This is a genomic window from Vallitalea maricola (assembly GCF_036985595.1).
Lineage (GTDB): Bacteria > Bacillota > Clostridia > Lachnospirales > Vallitaleaceae > Vallitalea > Vallitalea maricola.
Genome location: NZ_BTPU01000010.1, coordinates 53,875 through 75,570 on the forward strand (window position 1 = coordinate 53,875; position 21,696 = coordinate 75,570).

At 31.1% G+C, this 21,696-nt stretch carries 20 protein-coding genes and 1 riboswitch; of the genes, 4 read left to right on the plus strand and 16 right to left on the minus strand.

What is annotated here, in order from left to right; translation table 11 throughout:
• Positions 1 to 75: 75 nt before the first annotated feature.
• The 6 genes from AACQ14_RS04065 to AACQ14_RS04090 form a co-directional block, all read right to left on the minus strand.
• Positions 76 to 1,707: a lamin tail domain-containing protein gene (locus tag AACQ14_RS04065; protein WP_339362294.1), complete on the minus strand. Its 1,632-nt coding sequence runs from the start codon at positions 1,705 to 1,707 to the stop codon at positions 76 to 78.
• A gap of 266 nt (positions 1,708 to 1,973) precedes the next feature.
• Entirely contained in the window at positions 1,974 to 2,435 is a 462-nt protein-coding gene (locus tag AACQ14_RS04070; protein ID WP_339362295.1) for an FUSC family protein, read from the minus strand.
• A gap of 85 nt (positions 2,436 to 2,520) precedes the next feature.
• Positions 2,521 to 2,979, minus strand: a complete 459-nt coding sequence (locus AACQ14_RS04075) for a hypothetical protein (RefSeq protein ID WP_339362296.1) — start codon at positions 2,977 to 2,979, stop codon at positions 2,521 to 2,523.
• Positions 2,980 to 3,124: 145 nt separating this feature from the next.
• Positions 3,125 to 3,577: a Fur family transcriptional regulator gene (locus tag AACQ14_RS04080; RefSeq protein ID WP_339362297.1), complete on the minus strand. Its 453-nt coding sequence runs from the start codon at positions 3,575 to 3,577 to the stop codon at positions 3,125 to 3,127.
• A gap of 74 nt (positions 3,578 to 3,651) precedes the next feature.
• Positions 3,652 to 4,605: a SufB/SufD family protein gene (locus tag AACQ14_RS04085; RefSeq protein WP_339362298.1), complete on the minus strand. Its 954-nt coding sequence runs from the start codon at positions 4,603 to 4,605 to the stop codon at positions 3,652 to 3,654.
• A complete protein-coding gene (locus tag AACQ14_RS04090; protein ID WP_339362299.1) occupies positions 4,565 to 5,266 on the minus strand; it encodes an ABC transporter ATP-binding protein in 702 nt (233 codons plus the stop codon). Before AACQ14_RS04090 ends, AACQ14_RS04085 begins: the two co-directional genes overlap by 41 nt.
• A gap of 624 nt (positions 5,267 to 5,890) precedes the next feature.
• On the opposite strand from AACQ14_RS04090, the gene AACQ14_RS04095 reads away from it, so the two are divergent.
• Positions 5,891 to 6,139 carry a helix-turn-helix domain-containing protein gene (locus AACQ14_RS04095; protein ID WP_339362300.1) on the plus strand — a complete coding sequence of 83 codons (249 nt, stop codon included), beginning with the start codon at positions 5,891 to 5,893 and terminating at the stop codon, positions 6,137 to 6,139.
• Between the two features lie 188 nt (positions 6,140 to 6,327).
• On the plus strand, positions 6,328 to 6,990 hold the full coding sequence (locus AACQ14_RS04100; protein ID WP_339362301.1) for a peroxiredoxin: 663 nt from the start codon (positions 6,328 to 6,330) through the stop codon (positions 6,988 to 6,990).
• 72 nt (positions 6,991 to 7,062) lie between these two features.
• Here AACQ14_RS04100 and AACQ14_RS04105 read toward each other — a convergent pair whose 3' ends face one another.
• Genes AACQ14_RS04105 through AACQ14_RS04130 form a run of 6 tightly spaced genes read right to left on the minus strand, consistent with a single transcriptional unit; the run spans position 7,063 to position 13,241 of the window.
• Positions 7,063 to 8,205, minus strand: coding sequence for a nitrogenase component 1 (locus AACQ14_RS04105; RefSeq protein ID WP_339362302.1), 1,143 nt, complete (start codon positions 8,203 to 8,205; stop codon positions 7,063 to 7,065).
• A 13-nt stretch (positions 8,206 to 8,218) separates the two neighbouring features.
• A complete protein-coding gene (locus tag AACQ14_RS04110; protein WP_339362303.1) occupies positions 8,219 to 9,667 on the minus strand; it encodes a nitrogenase component 1 in 1,449 nt (482 codons plus the stop codon).
• Positions 9,657 to 10,454 carry an ABC transporter ATP-binding protein gene (locus AACQ14_RS04115; protein ID WP_339362304.1) on the minus strand — a complete coding sequence of 266 codons (798 nt, stop codon included), beginning with the start codon at positions 10,452 to 10,454 and terminating at the stop codon, positions 9,657 to 9,659. The genes AACQ14_RS04110 and AACQ14_RS04115 overlap by 11 nt, the downstream gene beginning before the upstream one ends.
• Complete coding sequence (locus tag AACQ14_RS04120; protein ID WP_339362305.1) at positions 10,451 to 11,437, minus strand: FecCD family ABC transporter permease; 987 nt, start codon at positions 11,435 to 11,437, stop codon at positions 10,451 to 10,453. The genes AACQ14_RS04115 and AACQ14_RS04120 overlap by 4 nt, the downstream gene beginning before the upstream one ends.
• A 3-nt stretch (positions 11,438 to 11,440) precedes the next feature.
• Positions 11,441 to 12,487 carry an ABC transporter substrate-binding protein gene (locus AACQ14_RS04125; RefSeq protein ID WP_339362306.1) on the minus strand — a complete coding sequence of 349 codons (1,047 nt, stop codon included), beginning with the start codon at positions 12,485 to 12,487 and terminating at the stop codon, positions 11,441 to 11,443.
• The gene (locus AACQ14_RS04130) at positions 12,477 to 13,241 is read right to left on the minus strand and encodes a nitrogenase iron protein NifH (protein ID WP_339362307.1); all 765 of its coding nucleotides are present in this window, start codon (positions 13,239 to 13,241) and stop codon (positions 12,477 to 12,479) included. The genes AACQ14_RS04125 and AACQ14_RS04130 overlap by 11 nt, the downstream gene beginning before the upstream one ends.
• Before the next feature lie 145 nt (positions 13,242 to 13,386).
• Between AACQ14_RS04130 and AACQ14_RS04135 the strand changes: the two genes are divergently transcribed.
• The gene (locus tag AACQ14_RS04135; RefSeq protein WP_339362308.1) at positions 13,387 to 14,649 is read left to right on the plus strand and encodes a helix-turn-helix transcriptional regulator; all 1,263 of its coding nucleotides are present in this window, start codon (positions 13,387 to 13,389) and stop codon (positions 14,647 to 14,649) included.
• A 193-nt stretch (positions 14,650 to 14,842) separates the two neighbouring features.
• Here AACQ14_RS04135 and AACQ14_RS04140 read toward each other — a convergent pair whose 3' ends face one another.
• The 3 genes from AACQ14_RS04140 to AACQ14_RS04150 all read right to left on the minus strand — a co-directional run bounded on the left by AACQ14_RS04140 (position 14,843) and on the right by AACQ14_RS04150 (position 17,411).
• Positions 14,843 to 15,724, minus strand: a complete 882-nt coding sequence (locus tag AACQ14_RS04140; protein WP_339362309.1) for a fumarylacetoacetate hydrolase family protein — start codon at positions 15,722 to 15,724, stop codon at positions 14,843 to 14,845.
• Between the two features lie 68 nt (positions 15,725 to 15,792).
• Positions 15,793 to 16,554, minus strand: a complete 762-nt coding sequence (locus AACQ14_RS04145; RefSeq protein ID WP_339362310.1) for a MerR family transcriptional regulator — start codon at positions 16,552 to 16,554, stop codon at positions 15,793 to 15,795.
• Between the two features lie 2 nt (positions 16,555 to 16,556).
• Entirely contained in the window at positions 16,557 to 17,411 is an 855-nt protein-coding gene (locus AACQ14_RS04150) for a creatininase family protein (protein WP_339362311.1), read from the minus strand.
• A gap of 334 nt (positions 17,412 to 17,745) precedes the next feature.
• Positions 17,746 to 17,818: riboswitch (Fluoride riboswitch) on the plus strand.
• Positions 17,819 to 17,893: 75 nt separating this feature from the next.
• Between AACQ14_RS04150 and AACQ14_RS04155 the strand changes: the two genes are divergently transcribed.
• Positions 17,894 to 19,084: a cation:proton antiporter gene (locus AACQ14_RS04155; RefSeq protein ID WP_339362312.1), complete on the plus strand. Its 1,191-nt coding sequence runs from the start codon at positions 17,894 to 17,896 to the stop codon at positions 19,082 to 19,084.
• 128 nt (positions 19,085 to 19,212) lie between these two features.
• On the opposite strand, the gene AACQ14_RS04160 is transcribed toward AACQ14_RS04155, so the two are convergent.
• Positions 19,213 to 21,669, minus strand: a complete 2,457-nt coding sequence (locus tag AACQ14_RS04160) for a heavy metal translocating P-type ATPase (protein ID WP_339362313.1) — start codon at positions 21,667 to 21,669, stop codon at positions 19,213 to 19,215.
• Positions 21,670 to 21,696: the final 27 nt, after the last annotated feature.

Consider the following 21,696-nt stretch of genomic DNA (forward strand, 5'->3'; position numbering starts at 1 on the left):
ATATCTAAACATAGTCTATCTTCCTTTATATTAAAGTTAAAAAACTTCTTATTATGTAAGTAATTTTTACTTAAACTATGGTTGATATACTGGATCTAATCCTCCCTTAGGTTGTGGCATTATTGTATTATCGCCATCATCAGGGTCAACTTCATTATAGTATCCATCTCCATCACTATCCACTCTATTAGGATTAGTAGCTACATAATTACTATTGTTAACAGTATAATTAATACCGTCTGAAGTCTTAATGACTACATTTCCACTTACAATACCATTTCCAATATTAGTATTGACATCTCCTCTTTCTGTTAAATAGACATCACTAGTTGCTAATATAAGGTCCATGACACATTGTCTAGGATGACCATATGTATTACTATCCCCTACTGAAACAATAGAAACTTCTGGGTCAAGCTGATTAACAAAAGTAGCATTACTTGAATGGTCACTACCATGATGATTAACCAAATATACATCAACATCCCCTACTTCTTTTGCCACACTTAGTTCAATGTCATGATATGAGTATCCATAATTACTGGTACAAAACTCTCCATCTAAATCTCCACCTATCCATTCATCAAAATCTCCGTAGCTTAGTTTAAGTCCAATACTATAATCATTTTCAGAAGGTGGATATGCATCATTACTGAAGTCTCCTTGCAGTATTGCTCCATTACCATCACATGTTATTATATCAACTGTTACTCCACTACCCAAATCAATTAAATTAGTTCCTTCCACTGCTATAACAGGATTTAATTTGTTCTTACCTGTTCCCTCTAAATAAGTTTTCCAATTTCTGAATGTATTGCTTGTTTGACCCAGATAATTGTTATAGTCTCTATGTATCATTTGACCAATAACAAAATCCTGCTGTTCTACTAGGTTCCATAATCCACCGTAACCAATATAACCTATATGGTCACAATGAAAATGAGTTATCAAAATATAGTCTATGTATTTTGTACCTAACACACTCTCTACATATGGACCCACAACCGAAGCATCCGCATTACTATTCCAATAGGATTCCCCTACATCAACTAACATTGACCTTCCAGTAGGTCCTACTATCAGTGTTGCATTTCCTTGTCCTATATTTATATGATGTATTTCCAAGTTGCCAGGAGTCCAAGAGCCTGAACCACTAGAAGAATTGGAATTCAAAGCTTTTGGAGTACCATATCCACATTGATATGCAAGAGTTGAACTATTCCAATTAGTTGAGACCGTACCACCTATATTGGAGTTTATTCTTTCCATTGTAGCTTTTGTGCCATTATTGCCTGCATACCAGCTGTTAACACTATCAATTACATTTCCATTATTATCTTTTAATTGTAGAGTTTCACTTGTATTCTCTAATGAACCAGTATAGATTAAATCAGCGTTGATATTAGGAATTGAAGTATTGTCTGTCCTTTCTAATAAATAATAGGATTTTGCAGGAATAGTACCTGATAAGTTAATGGAAGGAGTTCCATCAACTGCATTTAGTGTCCATCCATTGAGATTAATGTTTGTGTTTGTATTGTTATAGAGTTCAATCCATTCATCATAAGCACTGGTTGTTGTTCCCATCCAGCAGATTTCATTAATGACTATCTCTCCACTTGTTGCAGCATAATTATCGGTATTGAATAGTAAAAGGGGCATAGTAAATACCAATATAAGCATTAGTCTGATACTTTTTTTCATCATAAAATAACCTCCTTAGTTATAAACATATAATATTTATTCTGTTATCTACTAAAGATAGTATGTCCATAGATGTTAAAGTAAGTATATAATTTTAATAATAAAATGTGACTAATAGGGGTACTTTAGAATATTAATTCAGAAAATATTCAGTATAGAAATATGTATATGAAAAGCAAAAAAAGATATAATTAGATGTTTCTAATTTATATCTTAATAATATCACAGAGAATATTTTCTGTCAATTTTGATAATTATTTGACATAAGTTTATGCCTTTTTCCTGATATCTTTTATTTTGGGAAATACATTTACAATTATGGATACTATTATACCTATGAAGGTATCAATCACTCTATTAACTGCATATATATGAGATGGAGTACCTTTTAGATTAGTCATAATTGCTATAAATACTATACAAGCGATAACTATAGAATCACTTTGCTTACAAAGATTACATAGGTAGATGACTACTACAACTCCCAGACCAACTACTATTGAATAGTTTCCAAAAACAAGAGACAGAATAAGCCCAATGACTCCACCAATAGTCGTACCAATCATTCTATTCTTCCCTACAACAAAAGAATTCTGAATAGAATTTTTCATACATATAACTGCAGCTATACATGCATAAAAGGGATATGGCCTGTTTAATAATTGAAAGATACTTATGCATATAAAAACCGATATAGCAGTTTTTATATTGCGTGAACCTATTTTCATCATATCTAGATAACCTTTCCGTCAAACATAAAAAATAATTCTCACTAACAAAATCTCAATCTTTTGTTATTATATATTTTATTATGTATTACGTCAATAAATTTACATATAATATGTTAGGGCTACCTAATATCCAGCCATCAACACTCCCATCTTCGTTTATTATTGTACCCTGTGCTAATACTTTTATATCCCCAGCACTAGGTACAAATTCATCAAATTGCTTAGTTAGGTTTTTGAAGACTCTATATTTAAACTCCTTATTATCCTCCATCTTATCTAAGACACATTGTTCAACTGATATATTTTTTATATTACCTTGTGCCACACATCCAAGAGCAAAACATTTTAGAGCTTTATTACCATATGGTATATTACCGATATGAACATTAACATTAGGAATTATTCTTTTTATTTCATTTTCCACAGTTGTTTTAAATTTCTCATTGCGTACTCTATTTACCCTTTTTATGGCTTGTATTCTACGCTCATAACCTGCTTTTGCAAACTTTCTGTCCTTTATTCCATTGATAGCCTCTACACCCATTATCTAACACTCCCTCAATAAATATTTATATGTAATATATCGACATATTTACATTGGCTTTTAATATTACCCATAAAAATTAACATAAGAAAACAAGATAAAAAAAGGAGATAATTCTATGATTGAATAATCTCCTAGGATATTATTAATTAGCTTTTGCACTAACTCTGCATTTATCACAATAGCCAAATATTTTTAATTTGTATTCTGTACACTGAAAACCCTTCTCTTTCAATAATCTCTCATAAAAGTCGTCCTTTATCAATCCTGAAGCTTCAATAACTTTACCGCATTTTTTACATATGAGATGATGATGATTTCTAGTGTTCTCTATCTCTATTTCGTATTTAGCCGCACTATCTCCGAAATCGTGTTTTATCACAACACCTTTTTTTAATAACATATCAATAGTCCTATATATTGTAGCCATTCCTATTATGTTTTCTTTATCTTTTATTAAAGTATAGATTTCATTTGCGGAAAGATGTTTTCCTACATTGTCAATCAGAGTATTCAATATTATTTTTCTCTGATATGTCAATCTTATATCCATTTTTTCTATTAAATTATTCATAATAGGATTTACTTCAGTACTCATATAAACCCCTCCATTTTCATTATCACTATTTTATTTTATGTTAAATCAACCTTATATATGGTTATTTTAATCTATTACATATACTGTTTTGATTGAATATTACTTCCATCAATAACTATTTCTTCTTCCTCACCTAAGAAACCTGTTACAACTAAATCTATAGCTTGATCTTCTGTTAATCCTCTACTTCTTAGATAGTTAAGAATATCTTCTGATATTTTACCAACTGACGCTTCATGTGTCAGAGATGCATCCTTGTTTCTATTGACTAGTTTTGGTTCTGCCACAATGCTACCTGAATCAGATAAAAGCAATCCCATACAATCCAGATGCCCTGTTCCTGCCTCATTACCAATCATATTACTGTAGGCATTAATCTGTGATTTATATCTTGAAATCATTCTTACTCTTGATATTCCATTAGCATCTTTCCCATTAAGATAAGTATCATCATACATTTCCATTTTTCCACGTTCAGCCAAAACTGTAGTCACAAAGTTGAGAGAAGCTTTTTTATCTAGATAGTTAGTATTCCTTATATTCATCTGCATAGGAACTTCATGGCATTTATTATTATATGAAACTTGTGCATTTTCTTTTAAGATAAGTTCCATACTTGATTCAACAGTGTCATATTTACCCCATGAATGAAAATTATTGATTTCAATCATTGCATTTTCTTTAGCAATTATTTTTGTCTCACCGCTGTGCTTACCATATAAATATTTCTTTCTTGCTGCACAAACACTTTGTAATTTCGCCTCTACATTTTTCTCTACTACAACTAGATTGTTGGTTTTCTGGACAACATGCATAGAACACATAAGTATATTAGTTATTATAGGTTTATCAACAGATTTTTTTACCCATATAAAATATCCATTCTCCGGTTTCTTGCAATAGAATCCTCTAACCCAGTCAAAGGTATCAAAAGCTTTAGTTATAGGCAGAATAATTAAATCTTTTTCTTCATGTATCTGAACATCATTATCTAGCTGAAGATAACTTACATGTTTTACATTTTTCATAGCCATTCTCCTCAATTAATCTCCATATTTTTTCCCAATCCTTTGATGAGCAAGTAATCTTGCCATCTAGCATTACATGTGCATAATCAGGTTTAAAATAGTTAAGTGCTTTACCTCTATGAGTAATCAATAGTATCGTTTTATCATTTAACTGTTCTTTTATCAACAAACATAATCTTTCTAGATTCTCTACATCCAATCCAGCATCTAATTCATCCAATATGATTAAATCTGGATCCAAACTTATAACTTGAATTACTTCTGAAAATTTTCTTTCTCCACCAGAGAAGCCTATATTTACATTTCTCTGCATCAAAGATTCTATACCTTCTATCTTAACGTTCTTTTTTCTTATTTTATCCAAGAGTTTAGATAATTTTATATTGATTGCAGGTGGATTCTGATATACTGCTGCTATACCTCTTTGTGCTCTTTCTTCAATTTCTATATCCGATATATCCTCATCTTTAAAAAGAATCTTTCCAGCTTTTATTTTATATTTAGAAAATCCTAATAATGTACAAAGTAATGTTGATTTACCTGAAGCGTTAGGACCTAATAATACATGGGTTTCTCCTTTTCCCATTTCTAAATTAAGTTTATTCAAAACTTTTTTTCCATCTACCTCAACTTCTAGATTATCAATCTTAAGTAAACTCATTTTATATCACCTCTTTCTTTAGTTTCTATTAATTTATGAATAATCAATAAGTTAGCTAGTCCTTAAATCTTAATTAATAGCTTTCAAATGTTAACTATGGTATTATTTTTTAACCTTTATATTATCAGTATTAACTATAAATCGCTAATTAAACTTATTGTTTTTTTAATAATGATAGTCATTATCACTTAATGTTTATAAATAATAGGCTTGAACATATTCAAAGCCCTTTATGATAATTACTTATAAACTTCTAATTACGGAATATTTTACTTTATTTTAACATATAACGTAACCTTATTCAACTAGTTACCCGTAAAGTTTTACAAATATCCTTTATAATTTTAATAGACCTTCTAAATCATTTCCGTATTTCTCGAATATCCCTTCTCCAAAGTCAGTTATCATGATCTTTTATTTCTTTATTATACAATGATACTTCTTTTATTTTTATATCTAATATATCATAAATTAATTTATTAAATGACTCTGTGTAAAACTGATTCATAAATATTACCTCCTATTTTAGTATATATATTATTGATTAGATATTATTATCTCTCATTTTGGGATATTTGTCAATATCTCATTATGAACTTTGTATAATAACATTGAGGTGATTATATGATATTAGAACGTCTAAAAAATCTTAGAGAAGATAATGATTTATTGCAAAAACAAGTAGCTGATGAGCTAAAAATTCCTGAAAGAACATATGGTAACTATGAATTAGGAGTCAGAAGAATTCCATTAGAACTTCTAATTGAACTCGCTATATTCTATAACACCAGTACCGATTACTTATTAGGTCTTACAAATGAAAAGGCACCTTATGAAAGAGCTAAAGAAATAAAAACCAATAGTCTTCTATAAAAAGTACATCGAAAATAAAGTTATAAAACAAATGTTTGTGTGGCAAAATATATTATAATATCCAGCCCAATAAATATTTGTTTTATTTTTATTTAAAAATATATTGACAACAGAATTTATAGTGCTATAATAGATATTAGTTAATAACAATTATTAATTAATATTAAATATTACAAGGAGGTTTTATTATGGAAAACGCTAAATTACCTTTACTAGGAGATAAATTCCCACAAATGGTAGTTAAAACAACTAAAGGAAACACAACTTTACCTGATGATTATGCCGGAAAATGGTTTGTACTATTTAGTCACCCAGGTGATTTTACACCTGTTTGTACAACAGAATTTATAGGCTTTGCTAAAAAAGCTGACGAATTCAAGGCTCTTAATACAGAATTAATAGGTCTATCAGTAGATCAAGTCTTCTCTCACCTTAAATGGGTCCAGTGGATTAAGGAGAAAACAGATGTCACTATTCCTTTCCCAGTTATAGCAGATGAATTGGGCCGTGTATCAACTGAACTTGGAATGCTTCATGAGAAAAAAGGTACTAATACTGTTAGAGCAGTATTTATAGTTGATGCCAGTGGTATTTTACGTCTCATGATGTATTATCCTCAAGAAGTAGGTAGAAGCGTAGATGAAGTCCTTCGTGCTGTAAGAGCTTTACAAGTATCTGATGCTAATAAAGTAGCAATGCCAGAAAACTGGCCAAATAATGGTTTTATTGGTGATAAAGTCATTATACCTCCAGCTAGCTCAGAAGCAGAAATAAAAGCTCGTGAAGAAAGTGTTAACAATGGAGAGATTGAATGCAAAGATTGGTGGTTCTGTTACAAATCTCTTAAATAGCTTATGTGTTAAGGAAGGGGCTAAATAAACAGCCCCTTTTTTATGAAGAAACCTAAGCTTTAGACTTCAACCTCACTGTGACAACTCAGCTTTAGTTAAAGTATTATTGATCTGTTGTACAAGATAATAAGCTCCTCTATAGCCCATGATAGGCAAATATGGATACTCGTTGTCTTGTCGAAAGCTTGGGTGACTTATCTGTATTACGTTTTGATTATGTAATGCTTCTATTCCATCAGAAAAACAAATGATAGCTTCTTCTTCATCTAATGTTTTTTTGAAGCCTAATTTATATAAATAATCTTCTAAATACATGTTTGATATATTATTGTTGTTAAAACTGAATTTGTTATTATCCAACCTTGCTACTCTTCTTTTTAACATATTTTCTTTATAAACTATTCTATTGATTTCACTATTATCTTCTGTCAGAGTAATGTCCATATTCAATAACTCACTAATACTATTTAACCAATTCTTAGTACCTTCAATACCATAAGGTGTTAAGTATATATAAGGTTGGTCATATGCTTCTTCTAATAATTTTGCAGCTTCTAACCCTTCCTCATAAATCACTATATTTATTAAGGCTTTTGAAGCTTGTTCTATATCTTTGATATTAGTATCTAGCATAAAAGTTGTACCAAGTTCTAGTGAAAAATTCTCTTTCATTAGCCTTTTGATTTCATTAAAATCACTACTCTGATTATAATTATATATACCTAAACCAAGGATATTATAAAAAGGTAATTTCTCCATCTTCGGACTTTTCTTGGTAATCTCATTAACCAGTATCTGTAATGTCTCATCAACACCATGTGTAAAATCATTTTGAAAATCACAATCTGGTAGTAATATTATTTTACTATTTACTCTGTCCTCTACTTGAAATCTAACACTTTCTAAATCAATTCCAATTATTGATGTTATGGATGATCCAATAACAAAAATGTATTCTGGTTTCTCAATTTCATCTATTTCTAGAATAGCATCAATAATTCTATCTTCATTACCAAAAGTTACATCATGTTCATCCATATGTGTTGTAAAAGTCTTAGCAGATGTATCTGCACCAAATTGCATAAGCCCTTCAATAGAAAAATGTGTTGTACCAGCAGGACCAAATTCTACGATAACAGCATCATTAATACCATTTAATGTCCATAGGATACCCATTCTATCAGAAGCTATAGGATTATTTTTATATAATTTCATATTAGGGCCTCCTCTACATACTAGCTCTATGATTTTTCATCATTTCTATCATAGAATCATTGTCATCCAAAGTTAATAAGGCTACTTTCATTCCTTCTGGAATTTCTTTCATATTAAGTAGAATTTTTTTCATAGGTGCAGGCATATTCTTAAGATTTTTTATTTTATCTCTAACTTCATCCTCCATAGCACTCTTTTTTTCATCTAGAAGGCTGAATATACCTCTCTCCCCTAAAATAGTACTTAGAACTTCAGTTATTTTTTCAAATCCAATTTTCTTAGCACAATTATCTGTTACTATCTGTACAATATTATGTTCAGCAAGAATCATTGGGCTTTCATGTCCAAAATAATAATCAGGACTTAACTCACCATATATTCGCCTTAAAGGTGCAATGTTAGCCATACGTACTATGTAAGGATTTACACCTTTATCAATTAACCTATCCATTACTTCCCTATCATTTTTTACTAATTCTCTACATTGAATTATTATTGGTTGCATACCTAATCCAACCAAAAAATCTGTAAATTCAAAGCAATTAAAGGGTGTGTTACCATAAATGAAGCTTTTATTTTTTAGTAATTGCTCTGCAGCAATTAAATTAGATGTGACCAGCTCATATTTTTCACTAATCAGAGAATCAAATTTTACATCTAAGATATCTCCTACTTGTTCATATGCTTTTACTATCTTATCTAAATCCAGTGCCATAGGAAAAATCACATAAGGAATTCCTAATGATTTTTCCATCTCCTTTGCAAGTGATATGGCTGTATGTTCTACCACTATATTCAAAGAACTTTCAGCTGCTTTTTCTATAGCTTCCATATTTACTTTAGTAGGTATGGTCATTGATATGTTTACACCGTTTTTCTTAAGTTCCTTATACAGTTCAGTATTTTCTACACCAAGATATTTAAATCCTAATATATTAACTGTCTTTTCCTTTTTTTCCATAGGAGTCATAAGTGATGCCAACTGTTCTAGCGCCTTCTCAACACCTTCTATATGACTATTGCATTTAAAGTGTTCAGTCTTTACTATTAGCAGTTTAGTATCTACTTCATTCTTCAAACTACGCAGAATACTTGTAACATCTTCACCTATAAGTTCTACAACACAAGTTGTTATTACCATAAGCGCTTTTGGTTTCTCTTCTCTATCTATCTTTATTATAATATCTTTTAGATCTTCCTCACATCCAAAAGTAATATCATGCTGTTCCAATACCGCAGAATAAACACGATCTTTGCCATTTTGACGTATCATGGCAAAATCTTTCCCATAATATGTACATTCTTCCGTTCCTATTATAAGAAGAGTTAAATCTTCAATATAAGAAGCTGTCATTACTGCTCCAAAAAGAGGACAGTGAGGACCAGGAAATTGAGCTTTGCTTAAGCTCTTGATATCTTTATCTTCTCTAATATTAGTCAAACGATACTTTTCACTTAACATTATTCTTTCCTCCTTTAAAAACTTTTATAGGTCTTATATGTACTTTTCCATCTTCATCATGGGCTACAATTGCCTCTACTTTATATACATCCCTAATTAATGCTGAACTAAAAATCTTATTGGGTTCTCCAATCTTTTCAACCCGTCCACTCTTCATAACACATACTCTGTGAGAATACCTGCACGCTTGATTTAAATCATGTAGAACCATAACAATAGTCATATTCAGTTCTTTATTCAATTCTTTTATCAAATCAAGTATTTCCAATTGATGACATATATCCAAATATGTTGTAGGCTCATCAAGAAGGAGTATCTTAGGATTCCTAGCTAGAGTCATAGCTATCCATACTCTCTGCCTTTCACCACCTGATAAAGAATTAACTGGTTTATCAGCAAGATACATGACACCTGTTTTTTCCATAGCCCAGTTGATTTGTTCCTTGTCATAATCGCTCATAGGCTCATACCATTTTTTGTGAGGCATTCTACCGTATAGTATGAGCTGTTTTACAGTAAAATCAGTAGTAGAACCATGATGTTGACTTAACGCAGCTAATCTCTTAGCTATCTTTTTAGCAGATAGATTTTTTATATCTTCTTTCTCTATTAATATATTTCCTTTTTGGTATTCAAGTTTTTTTGTAATATTTTTCAGTACTGTTGATTTTCCAGAACCATTAGGCCCTACTATTGATAATATTTCTCCCTTATTAATTACTAGGTTCAAATCATTTATAAAGGGCATTTCATTATATGAAAATGATATATTATTTATTTCAATCACCTTTTAGCACCCCTTCTTAGTAAATATAAAAAGAATGGACCACCTAACATTGCCATCATTGTTCCAACAGGCAATTCAATAGGTGCCGCTATCATTCTAGCCATTGTATCTGCAATAACTAGAACCGCTCCTCCCATGAGCATACTTACAGGTAACAACCATTTATAATCAGAACCAAATAGTAACCTGCTTATATGAGGTACGACTAATCCTACAAATCCAATTATCCCAACAAAAGCAACGCTTATACCTGCTAAATAAACAGCCACAAGAGAGATAAGTATTCTTGTTAAATTTACGTTATAGCCTAAATTCTTAGCTACATCATCACCAAGCTGTAATACATTAGCAGCTCTAATACATATCAGCGCTAATATGATGCCTACAATAGAATAAATGCCAAGAAGCTTTACATCCATCCATGATACTCTAGATAATGAACCATTGGTCCATAACATAACACCTTGTATTTTGTCTGAATTAAGGAGTGAAAGGAGACCAGTGGCTCCACCTAGGATAGCATTAACGGCTACACCAGCTAATACAATTCTAATAGGTTCAATTCCTCCACCTTTCCATGCCAACCCATACACAATCCCACAAGCTATAACACCGCCAACAAAAGCAGCTATTGGAACTAATGACACATAACTTGGAAATAACAGCAAAATTATAATTGCAAATAGGCTAGCACCAGCTGAAACCCCAGTAATACCAGGGTCAGCCAATGGGTTCCTCATAACAGCTTGTAGAAGTGCTCCACTAGCTGATAAATTAGCTCCCACAAAAACAGCTATCCATACTCTTGGAAGTCTTATGTCACTAATAATAGCTTTTTTTACAGTATATTCGTCACTGAAAAGGCTCTTAATAATATCATTCAAAGATATCCTTACACTTCCTAAACATATACCAAGGAAAATTGATAAAATAAGTACACCAATAATAATTATCAATTTTGATTTTAGCCATTTTTTCACCATAGATTATTCACCATAAATCATGTCAGCTAATTTTTCTAACGCCTCCGCACATCTTATATTAGCTACTACGCCAAAATAATGTGGGTCAAGATCAAACACTTGCTCATTTTTGACTGCATCTAGAGCATTCCATACTGGATTTTCTGAGAACTCTTTTTCAAACATTTTTTTACTTGTTTCTGGATCTGTATGAGTGAATCTAAGTATTACATCTGGGTTCATTGCAACAACTGATTCAATACTAAATGGTAAATAAGGACTTTTAATATCCATGTCGTCAGTTATGTTTTCTAGATTCATACGATTGGCTAAATCTCCTATGTATGACATATCTGTAGCTAACATGAAGCTTTCAGGTGTTCCAAATATTATCATGACTTTCTTACTGTCTTTTCCTTCAATCTTATCCATTACTTCTTTTTCAATTTTTTTCATGTTGCCTATAATCTCATTTGCTTTATCTTCTTTATCAAAAGCTTTTCCAATAGATTCAATTGAAGCAATGATATCATTGTATCCACTAGTTTGTACAAATTCAGCTTTTATTTTCTTATCATTCAGACTTTCTTCCAAACTATCTTGTAAAGCACTATCAGTAATAAATACATCAAGTTCCAGACTTTTCAGTTTTTCCATATCTGGCTGCATACTCATTCCTATGGCTGGAAGGTCTGCGTAACGCTCTGGTATGTTATGAGATTTTGATGATGGTACACCTACTAAATCTATTGTTAGTGCATCAAATATTTCTGTTAATCCTATTGTTCCTACTGCAACTTTTTCAGGTATTGAGTCAAAGTCCAGTTTACTCTCTTCTCTTTTTGATGCGCTGGTCATATCATCAATCTCTTCTTTTTTATTATCTTCATCACTATGTACGTTTTCTTTATTATCTTCTTTTGCATCTATATCACTATCTTTTTCTTGTTCCTTGTTGTCCTGTACCTTTGTCCCATCTTTACTTGTTTCCACTTGAGTATTCTTAGAACTACACCCTGTAGCCATCATCATCACTATTAATATCAAACATATTAAACCTTTATTTCTCATTATCATTTTCCTCCTTAATAATCTTTTGTGCTAAATCCATATATATTTTAGACATTTCATCATCTGGAAAAGCTTCTACAACAGTCTTACCTAGATTTTCTGCTTTTTGTACTATTGGATTCCTTGGTATATACTGAATAATTGATGTATCCAGTTCTGTACTTAATTTCTTAACCAGTTCGCCTTCGTTTTCAATGTTCTTAGCATTTAATATCAATCCGCCAAGTGAAGCATATTCACGATTAGAAAACTGCCTTACTGCTTTGGCAATATTGCTAGCTGCATACATACTCATCATTTCACCACTTGTTACTATAAATACTTCATCTGAATATCCTTTTCTAAGTGGCATAGCGAATCCACCACAAACAACATCTCCTAGAACATCATAGATTACTATTTCAGGCTTATAGATTTCATAAGCATTAAGCTCTTCCAATAATTCAAAAGCTGATATTATTCCTCTTCCAGCACAGCCTATACCTGGTGTTGGACCTCCTGCTTCTAGACATAAAACTCCACCGTCACCAACAACCATGATATCCTCTAACTTAGTAGATTTTTTCTTCTCTTTCAATGTATGTAGAATCGTAGGAATTCTCTTCCCTCCTACAAGACTCTTCGTAGAATCGGCTTTTGGATCACATCCTATCTGCATTACTGTTTTTCCTGTCGCAGCTAATGCTCTGGATAAATTTGATACTGTTGTAGATTTACCAATACCGCCTTTTCCATAGATTGCTATTTTTTTCATAATCTCACCATCTCTTTCCGTTTAATGATATCAATTATCATTATCAATTACATTTAATATTTTTAGAATTTCTTCAATTTCTTTTGTTATTATAATAAAAGTATGTTATGATATTAATAATCATTATCAATATTAGGAGGAAGTTATGAATATTTTTTTATCTAATAACAATAACATTATCTATCCACATCTCAATCATGTACTAAAAAGTTATTATTATACTACTGGATATAGTGTTTACGCATATGATGATACCGGAAAATTAATAGATAAAATAACTAAGGATGATTATGCAGACGTAAATGATTATATGGACAACATAGCCGGGAGTGTAATTACCAACTATATACATAATATTTCTTTATCCCCACGAGATTCATTAATATATGAATTATATAAAAATACATACACTATAATAGCTCCTGTATTAAGAGATAATATACTTATAGCTTTCTTAATCATGGAACCTTTTACAATTATCAATTTATCTACAATAGATAAAAAATGTTATTTTGAGAAGTATTGTAAGACTACAAAAATACCTATTACCTACTCTACTTTCAAAAAATTTAATTATATACATAATAACAGACTTAATTATCTAGGACAATTATTCTATCATTTGATGTCTAAAAGCATCTATATTGGATATCAGCATTTTAGACCTATGGAAACTATGAATAGTACGAAATGGGGTAAAGCCCTACCTCTTGATTCTTACAATTATACAAATGGGTTTATTAATTTTCCAGCAGTTAAACAGATATGTGATTACTTAGTCATAAAAGATATTAAGAACGCACTAAAATCATATAATACGATACAGATATTTTTAGAGCTACCTTACCAAAATAAATGTAATATAAAAATGCTAAAATATCAATTAGTAGCATTTACTACAGTTATACAGTATCATCTATGTATTCATTTTAAAGAGCTGAAAACCCAATTACACAAGATTTCCAATACTTGTATTTTAAATATTGACCAGCATTATGATTATAGTACCTTGTTTCAAATTGGAGAATTGATAATAAAAGAATTCTTTGGTGTGATAAAAGATTATGATTCCATAGAATTATCTCCCAACATACTTCAAGTATTAAAGTATATACATACAAATTATATGAATAATATAAAATTAGGGGATATTGCAAAGAGTATTCCCATGAACGAAAGCTACTTGTCAGCTCAATTCAAGCAAGAATATCATATATCATTAAAACAGTATTTGAATCAGTATAGAATCAATCAGGCTACCATACTGATTAAGAATACAAATTATAACCTGACTGAAATAGCCTTAAAAGTTGGATTTGAGTCAACTAATTATTTTTCAACTGTGTTTAAAAAATACCTTAACATGACGCCAAGCCAATATTATAAAAAATACAGAGATGATATTTAAGAAACCATAGCATAGTTATTAAACAATGATTTCATAACTATGCTTTTATAAGGGGCTGTCGGATAATACATGCAGCCATCTCCAAAAATATATTATCTGACAGCCCTTAAATAAGCAATTAATTCTTGGTTATCAGATACTATCACCAATTTCCATTGATACAAATCATAAGAATATAATCATCTCATTAATTTTATTCCATATAGTTTATCAAGGTACCTATTTTTTCTATTGTACATTCAATCTTATCTCCCGATTTTAAGTATCTAGGAGGATTAAAACCTAATCCTACCCCTGAAGGTGTTCCTGTTATTATGATATCACCTGTCTTTAACTCTATGCCTTTTGACAATTCCGATATAATGTATGGTATATCAAATATCATATTGTTTGTATTAGATGATTGACGAAGTTCATCATTCACTTTGCAGGTAATATCTAAAGCAACAGGGGAAGATATCTCATCTTTAGTTACTATATATGGACCCATGGGACAGAAAGTTCTTAGACTTTTACCTCTAAACCACTGTTCATGTTTTCTCTGAACATCTCTAGCTGATACATCGTTAACAATTGTATATCCAAAAATATACTCATCAACATCTTTTTTATCTATATTAATTCCGTCTTTGCCTATTATTACAGCTAATTCAACTTCATAATCTATTTCATTAGTTATCTTCTCATGCCTAAGAATTGTATCTCCTGTACCTATAGTTTTATCAGCTCTTTTTGTAAAATATATAGGATACTTAGGAATGAGTTCTTTGTTCTTAACAAAATCCTTTATTTCCAAAGCATGATCTTTATAATTCTTCCCTAAACACAGAATATCTCTTCTGGGGTATCTAATAGGTGAACTGACCTTTACATCGTTTAATGATATTAGATTACCTGAGTATTCAATAGCCTTCTTTTTCAAGGATACCATTTTATCACTATACTTACTTATGAATTCATTCATATCATTAATGGTTTCATCAATAAGCTTATTAATTGGAATAATGGATACATTATCTTTTATCATTATACCTACATTTTCTTTACCTTCATATTTATATGTGCATAAATACATAGTATACCCCTTTCTGTGTAACAAATTATATATCTATTTTAACATATGTCAAACTTTCATTCCACGATTTATACAATCCCAAACATTATTTCTATCTGCATCTTACCGTCATTCATTTTATATCTTTCATATATGGAGCCTACTACAATATTATTATTTTTTGCATAATCAAATAGCGAGGCATATGCTAGATCTCTATTTTCTATTGAATCGCACAATATTCTTAAGCAAAGTTCTTTTGTTTGTGTTTTGATATCTAATTCTTCTGATGCATTGGTTGTATAAGCAAATATTTCACTAATACCATCTGAATTATCATCCAGAGACCTCTTGAAAAAATGCCCTGAACTAAGTTTTACTTTATTACCTGCATAATTATAGAAATTATTGATGATGTCATGAATATCTTTTTGCTTTTCTGTTTTTTGGTATACTATTAATCCTTGTTCAATGTAATATCCTTTAGAAATATCAAATTCCTTATTAACATTCCTTTCTGCATGAGAAGTTGATAAGAGAGTTTTAATATTGTCTTGCTGCTTTTTTAATTTTTCAATTTCAAGTTCTATTTCTGATAATCTTTTATTGTATATATCTTTCATTGATACATCTTCTGAATCTGTGGTTATATTTTTTACTTGTTCTAGGGAGATACCAGTTTCCTTTAATTTTATAATTCTATTTAAATCATTAATTTGTTCTCTTTTATAATAACGATATTGATTATTAGGATCTATATAAGCTGGTTGAAACAAACCTATTTCATCGTAATATCTTATAGTTTTTTTATTCAGCTTAACTATAATAGCAAATTCACCTATGGTATACATGTCTACTTTCCTCCTTGTACTTTTAATGCAGGTATATTATACAATTTATGATGTGAATATTTTTTATAATCTTTTCTTGTTAAATATGCTTCAACACATATTTTAATTCTTTCCGCCATATTTTCATTGAGTACTTGACCGAGTTGCACAGTTGATTCTTTTGGATATCCTATATGACCTTGCTCTTTTATTTTACTACTTACTATTTCTGGTTGTATCATTTCCATTTCATTTATTGATATATCTGGAAGATTATCATAGTTGTCATTAACTAGACACGGACATATATCTAGCATATTTGATGTTTCTATCCACCCTCCATGGAAATCATTTGGATACTTACCTAACTTTTCTTTTACCAATTGATTTGAATCATCCTTAGAATCAAGGTTTATGTTATCTTGACTGAATATCGCACCCATGGGAGCAAAGGATACATCTTGATATGTTTTATTTATTTCATCACATGCTTGCTCTATTGCTATTAGATGTTTTGGGTCTGCATGTCCAGATATTATAACTATATTTTTAATACCCCACTCAACTATTCCACCTAACATCTCTAATACTATTTGATAAATCAGTTTCTGAGATAAATGAATGTTTCCAACAAATCCTCTTATATCAGCATGTCCCAATGGAATAATTGGCATTGTTAAAAAAGTATACTCTGGAAATGAGTTCTCTAATTTGCTTATTGATCTTTCTATCCAATGTTTTGTTTCATAGACATCTACACCTATTGGAAGATGTCTACCATGCTCTTCTATAGGTGCTATTCCAATCATCATTACCGTTTTTTCTTTATCGAATTCCTCAATTTGTGTCCAACATAATTCCATAATATTTTTACTCATCATTATTACCTCCTTATAATTATATACTAAGTTTATATGTTCCAGCTACTGGAATGTCAAGTTATAAAATACAAAGAGATTATTTCCATAATTTAAAAAGCAACGTATATACACTATACGTTGCCATCAAAAAAAATTTTATGCACTATATAAATTCCTTGTTTCTGCACTTTTCTGTACATCCCCTATCCCTCTGGCAGAGTTTCAATGAAAACATGTATCTCAGCTTTATTAGCCGCTTCTATTATCTTTTCTTAAAGAAATTTTAATCAATACAACCAGTTTAAAACTGGATAAAAAACTATTGCTTATTATGACATATTATGATAATATATTTTGTGCAGGGAATGAAGTTCTCCCTTAGCAAAAGCTAAAACCGCTTATACGCTGATGACTTCTGTGATGATATCACAGGACCATCAGCTTTTTTATTGAATAGATAAAAAACTTTTTGTTCTGTTCTGCCAAAGGAGGATTATTAGATGTTATTTAGTTTAGCGTTAATTTTAATTTTAGGATTTGCATTAAGTGGAATTCTTAACAAGTTAAATCTACCTGGTCTATTAGGCATGATATTAACCGGCGTAATACTTGGTCCATTTGCACTTAACCTTATTTCACCAGAAATTCTTGATATTTCTAGTGACCTTAGAGAAATTGCCTTGATAGTAATTCTAATTAGGGCTGGTTTATCTCTTGATATAAGAGATTTGAAGAAAGTTGGGAAACAAGCCATACTAATGTGTTTTATCCCTGCAACTCTCGAACTAACAGCAGTAATTATACTTGCTCCAATATTTTTTCATATAAGCTATATTGAAGCAGCTATCATGGGTACTGTATTAGCAGCTGTTTCACCAGCAGTAGTTGTGCCAAGAATGATTAACCTAATGGAACGTGGTTATGGAAATGACAAAAGCATACCTCAGTTGATAATGGCAAGTTCATCTGTTGATGATATCTATGTTATTGTTTTATTCACCGCTTTTTTAGGAATGTATAGTGGAAAAGGCTTCGAGACTTCAAGCTTATTATCTGTACCACTGTCAATAGTACTTGGATTACTACTTGGTATACTAACAGGTATTGTCTTTATCTGGGTAGTAAAAAGGCTTCATATGAGAGATACTGTCAAAGTACTTATAATACTTAGTATTTCATTTTTATTTGTAACTCTTGAGAGTTTTGTAAAACCTATAGTATCAATATCTGGTTTGCTGGCTGTTATGGCTCTAGGTGGAACCATATCTGAATCATATAATGTACTGGCTAGAAGATTGATGACTAAGTTTTCAAAAATATGGGTAGGAGCTGAGATACTATTATTTGTATTAGTTGGCGCCGCTGTAGATATTAGATATCTAGCTGATGCAGGTTTAATCTCTATACTACTTGTTTTATGTGCGTTAGTATTCAGAATTTGTGGTGTCAATATTTGTTTATTAAAATCCAGATTGAATAAAAAAGAAAGAATATTTTGTTCCATAGCTTATCTGCCTAAAGCAACCGTTCAAGCAGCTATCGGAGCTATACCTTTACAAAAAGGCGTTGAATCTGGTAATACGATTCTCACTGTAGCTGTTCTAGCCATAATAATAACTGCTCCCCTTGGAGCTATAGGTATTGATTATACCCATAAGAAATTCTTGAACCATACAGTAACCAATAGTTAAAGCATATACGTAATTAAAATGAGGCTCACCTAATACGTTAATATAAAAGAAATGTATTATGGTGAAGCCTCATTCTTAATTAAAGAGAAATTTAATTCAAAACTCTCCTGAAATGCTACTCAACTAATTTATATATCATATAACTTGATATTTCTTAATCTAAGAGCATTAGTAACCACTGATACAGAACTAAATGACATTGCGGCAGCTCCAATCATTGGATTAAGTAAAGGTCCTCCAAATATATGAAGTAATCCTGCTGCTATTGGTATACCCAATGTATTATATCCAAATGCCCAGAATAAGTTTTGTTTGATGTTTCTAATTGTCCCTTTGCTGAGCTCTATTGCCTTTATAACATCTACAATACTATCTTTCATTAATACTATATCTGCTGATTCCATAGCTACATCAGTTCCTGATCCTATAGCTATACCTATATCTGCCTGTGCTAATGCTGGGGCATCGTTGATTCCATCACCAACCATTGCTACTCTATATCCTTTATCTTGCAGAGCTTTGACTTCTCTAGATTTATCTTCGGGTAAAACTTCTGCTATAGTTAAGCTTATTCCAACTTCTTTAGCTATAGCTTCAGCTGTTTTCTTATGATCACCAGTTATCATAGCTACTTTTATACCCATATCTTGTAGATGGTCAATAGCTTTTTTACTATCTGGCTTAACTGTATCTGCTACAGCTACTATACCAACATATTTTCCATTAATAGCGATAAACATTGGTGTTTTACCCTCAGAAGCCAAATCCTCACCTTTACTAATATCACACTCTTTGATATTAAACTCTTTCATCATCTTTTCATTACCTAATAATAGCTCTTTACCTTCTATTACAGCTTTTATACCTTGACCAGAAATGGTTTTAAAATCTACAATATCTTTAACTAATTCTATATTATCCAAGTCAGCTTTATGAACTATGGCTTCCCCTAGAGGATGCTCTGAGCCCTTTTCTGCTGAAGCAATCAATCTCAATATCTCTTTTTCATCATAATCTTTGGTTATCATATCAGTAACTACTGGTTTACCTTCTGTAATGGTACCAGTCTTATCAAAAACGACAACATCTATTTTATGTGCTGTCTCAAGTGCTACACCACTTTTAATTAGTACTCCTTCATCTGCACCTTTACCAGTTCCAACCATAATAGCCGTTGGTGTAGCTAATCCAAGTGCACAAGGACAAGCTATGACAAGAACAGATATGAATACCTTAAGAGTAAGTTCTAAATCACCAGTTCCTATATACCAAGCTATACCAGCTAATACTGCTATAGAAATTACAATAGGTACGAAATAACCTGCTATGATATCTGCCAATTTAGCAATTGGTGCTTTTGAGCCTTGTGCTTGTTCAACTAAATCAATTATCTTTGCAAGTGCTGTATCATCACCTACTTTGGTAGTTTCAATCTTCAATAACCCATTTTTATTAATACTTGCTCCTATAACATTACTTCCAACATTCTTTTCTACTGGTATACTCTCACCACTTATCATTGACTCATCAACAAAGCTGCTTCCCTCTATTACACGTCCATCAACAGGAATTTTTTCACCTGGTTTGACTAGAACGATATCCCCTACTTCTACTTCATCTATAGGCATGCGTATTTCTTCAGTTTCATGTAATACTAAGGCTTCTTTTGGTCTGAGTCCTATCAATTTCTTGATGGCTTCAGATGCTTTACCCTTAGAACGATGCTCTAAGGATTTACCAAGCATTATTAATGCTATGATAGTACCTGCTGATTCAATATATAAGTCTTTTACATAGTGAATTTGTCCAATACTTATCTGGTATGTTGCAACTATACCATATATTATCGCCGCAGATGTACCTACTGCAATAAGTGAATCCATATTGGGATGCCCAGTGAATAGAGCTTTAAACCCTCTACTATAAAAATATCTACCAACTACAACGATAGGTATAAGCAATATAAATTGCGCAAGTGCAAAGTTAAGCGGCTCATACATAGGATTAATGAATTTAGGAATTGGTAGCCCTATCATATGTCCCATGGATATATATAGAAGAGGAATAACAAATCCTATGGCGATCTTTAATCTAAACCACATTTTCTTTTGTTCTATATTATTAGAATTATCTTCTTCAGTATCATTATTTCGTTCTATTTCCTTAGGAGTGAATCCTGCTTTTATAATTGCTTTCTTAATTTCTGATAATCTTACTTTCTTAACGTCATATTTTATATAAGCTTTGTTAGCTAGAACATTTATGGACACTTCTAAAATGCCATCTAATTTATTAACACCTGTTTCAATTGTTTTGGCGCAAGCCGCACAATGCATTCCTTCTATTGGTATTACAACCTTTTTTTCTTCCGAATCCTCTGAAGGTACAAATCCAGCTTTTTCAACCGCTTCAAAGATTTTGCCTTTGTCAACTACCTCTTCGTCATATTCTATTTGCATTTTTTTAGTGTTTATATTAACACTAACTGAAGAAACACCATCTAATTTCTTAGTTACACGCTCTACTGCTGCTGAACAAGCTGCACAATGCATTCCTTCTACTTTATACGTTTTTTTTGTTTTCATAACATCAAACCTCCAATCTCGTTATTT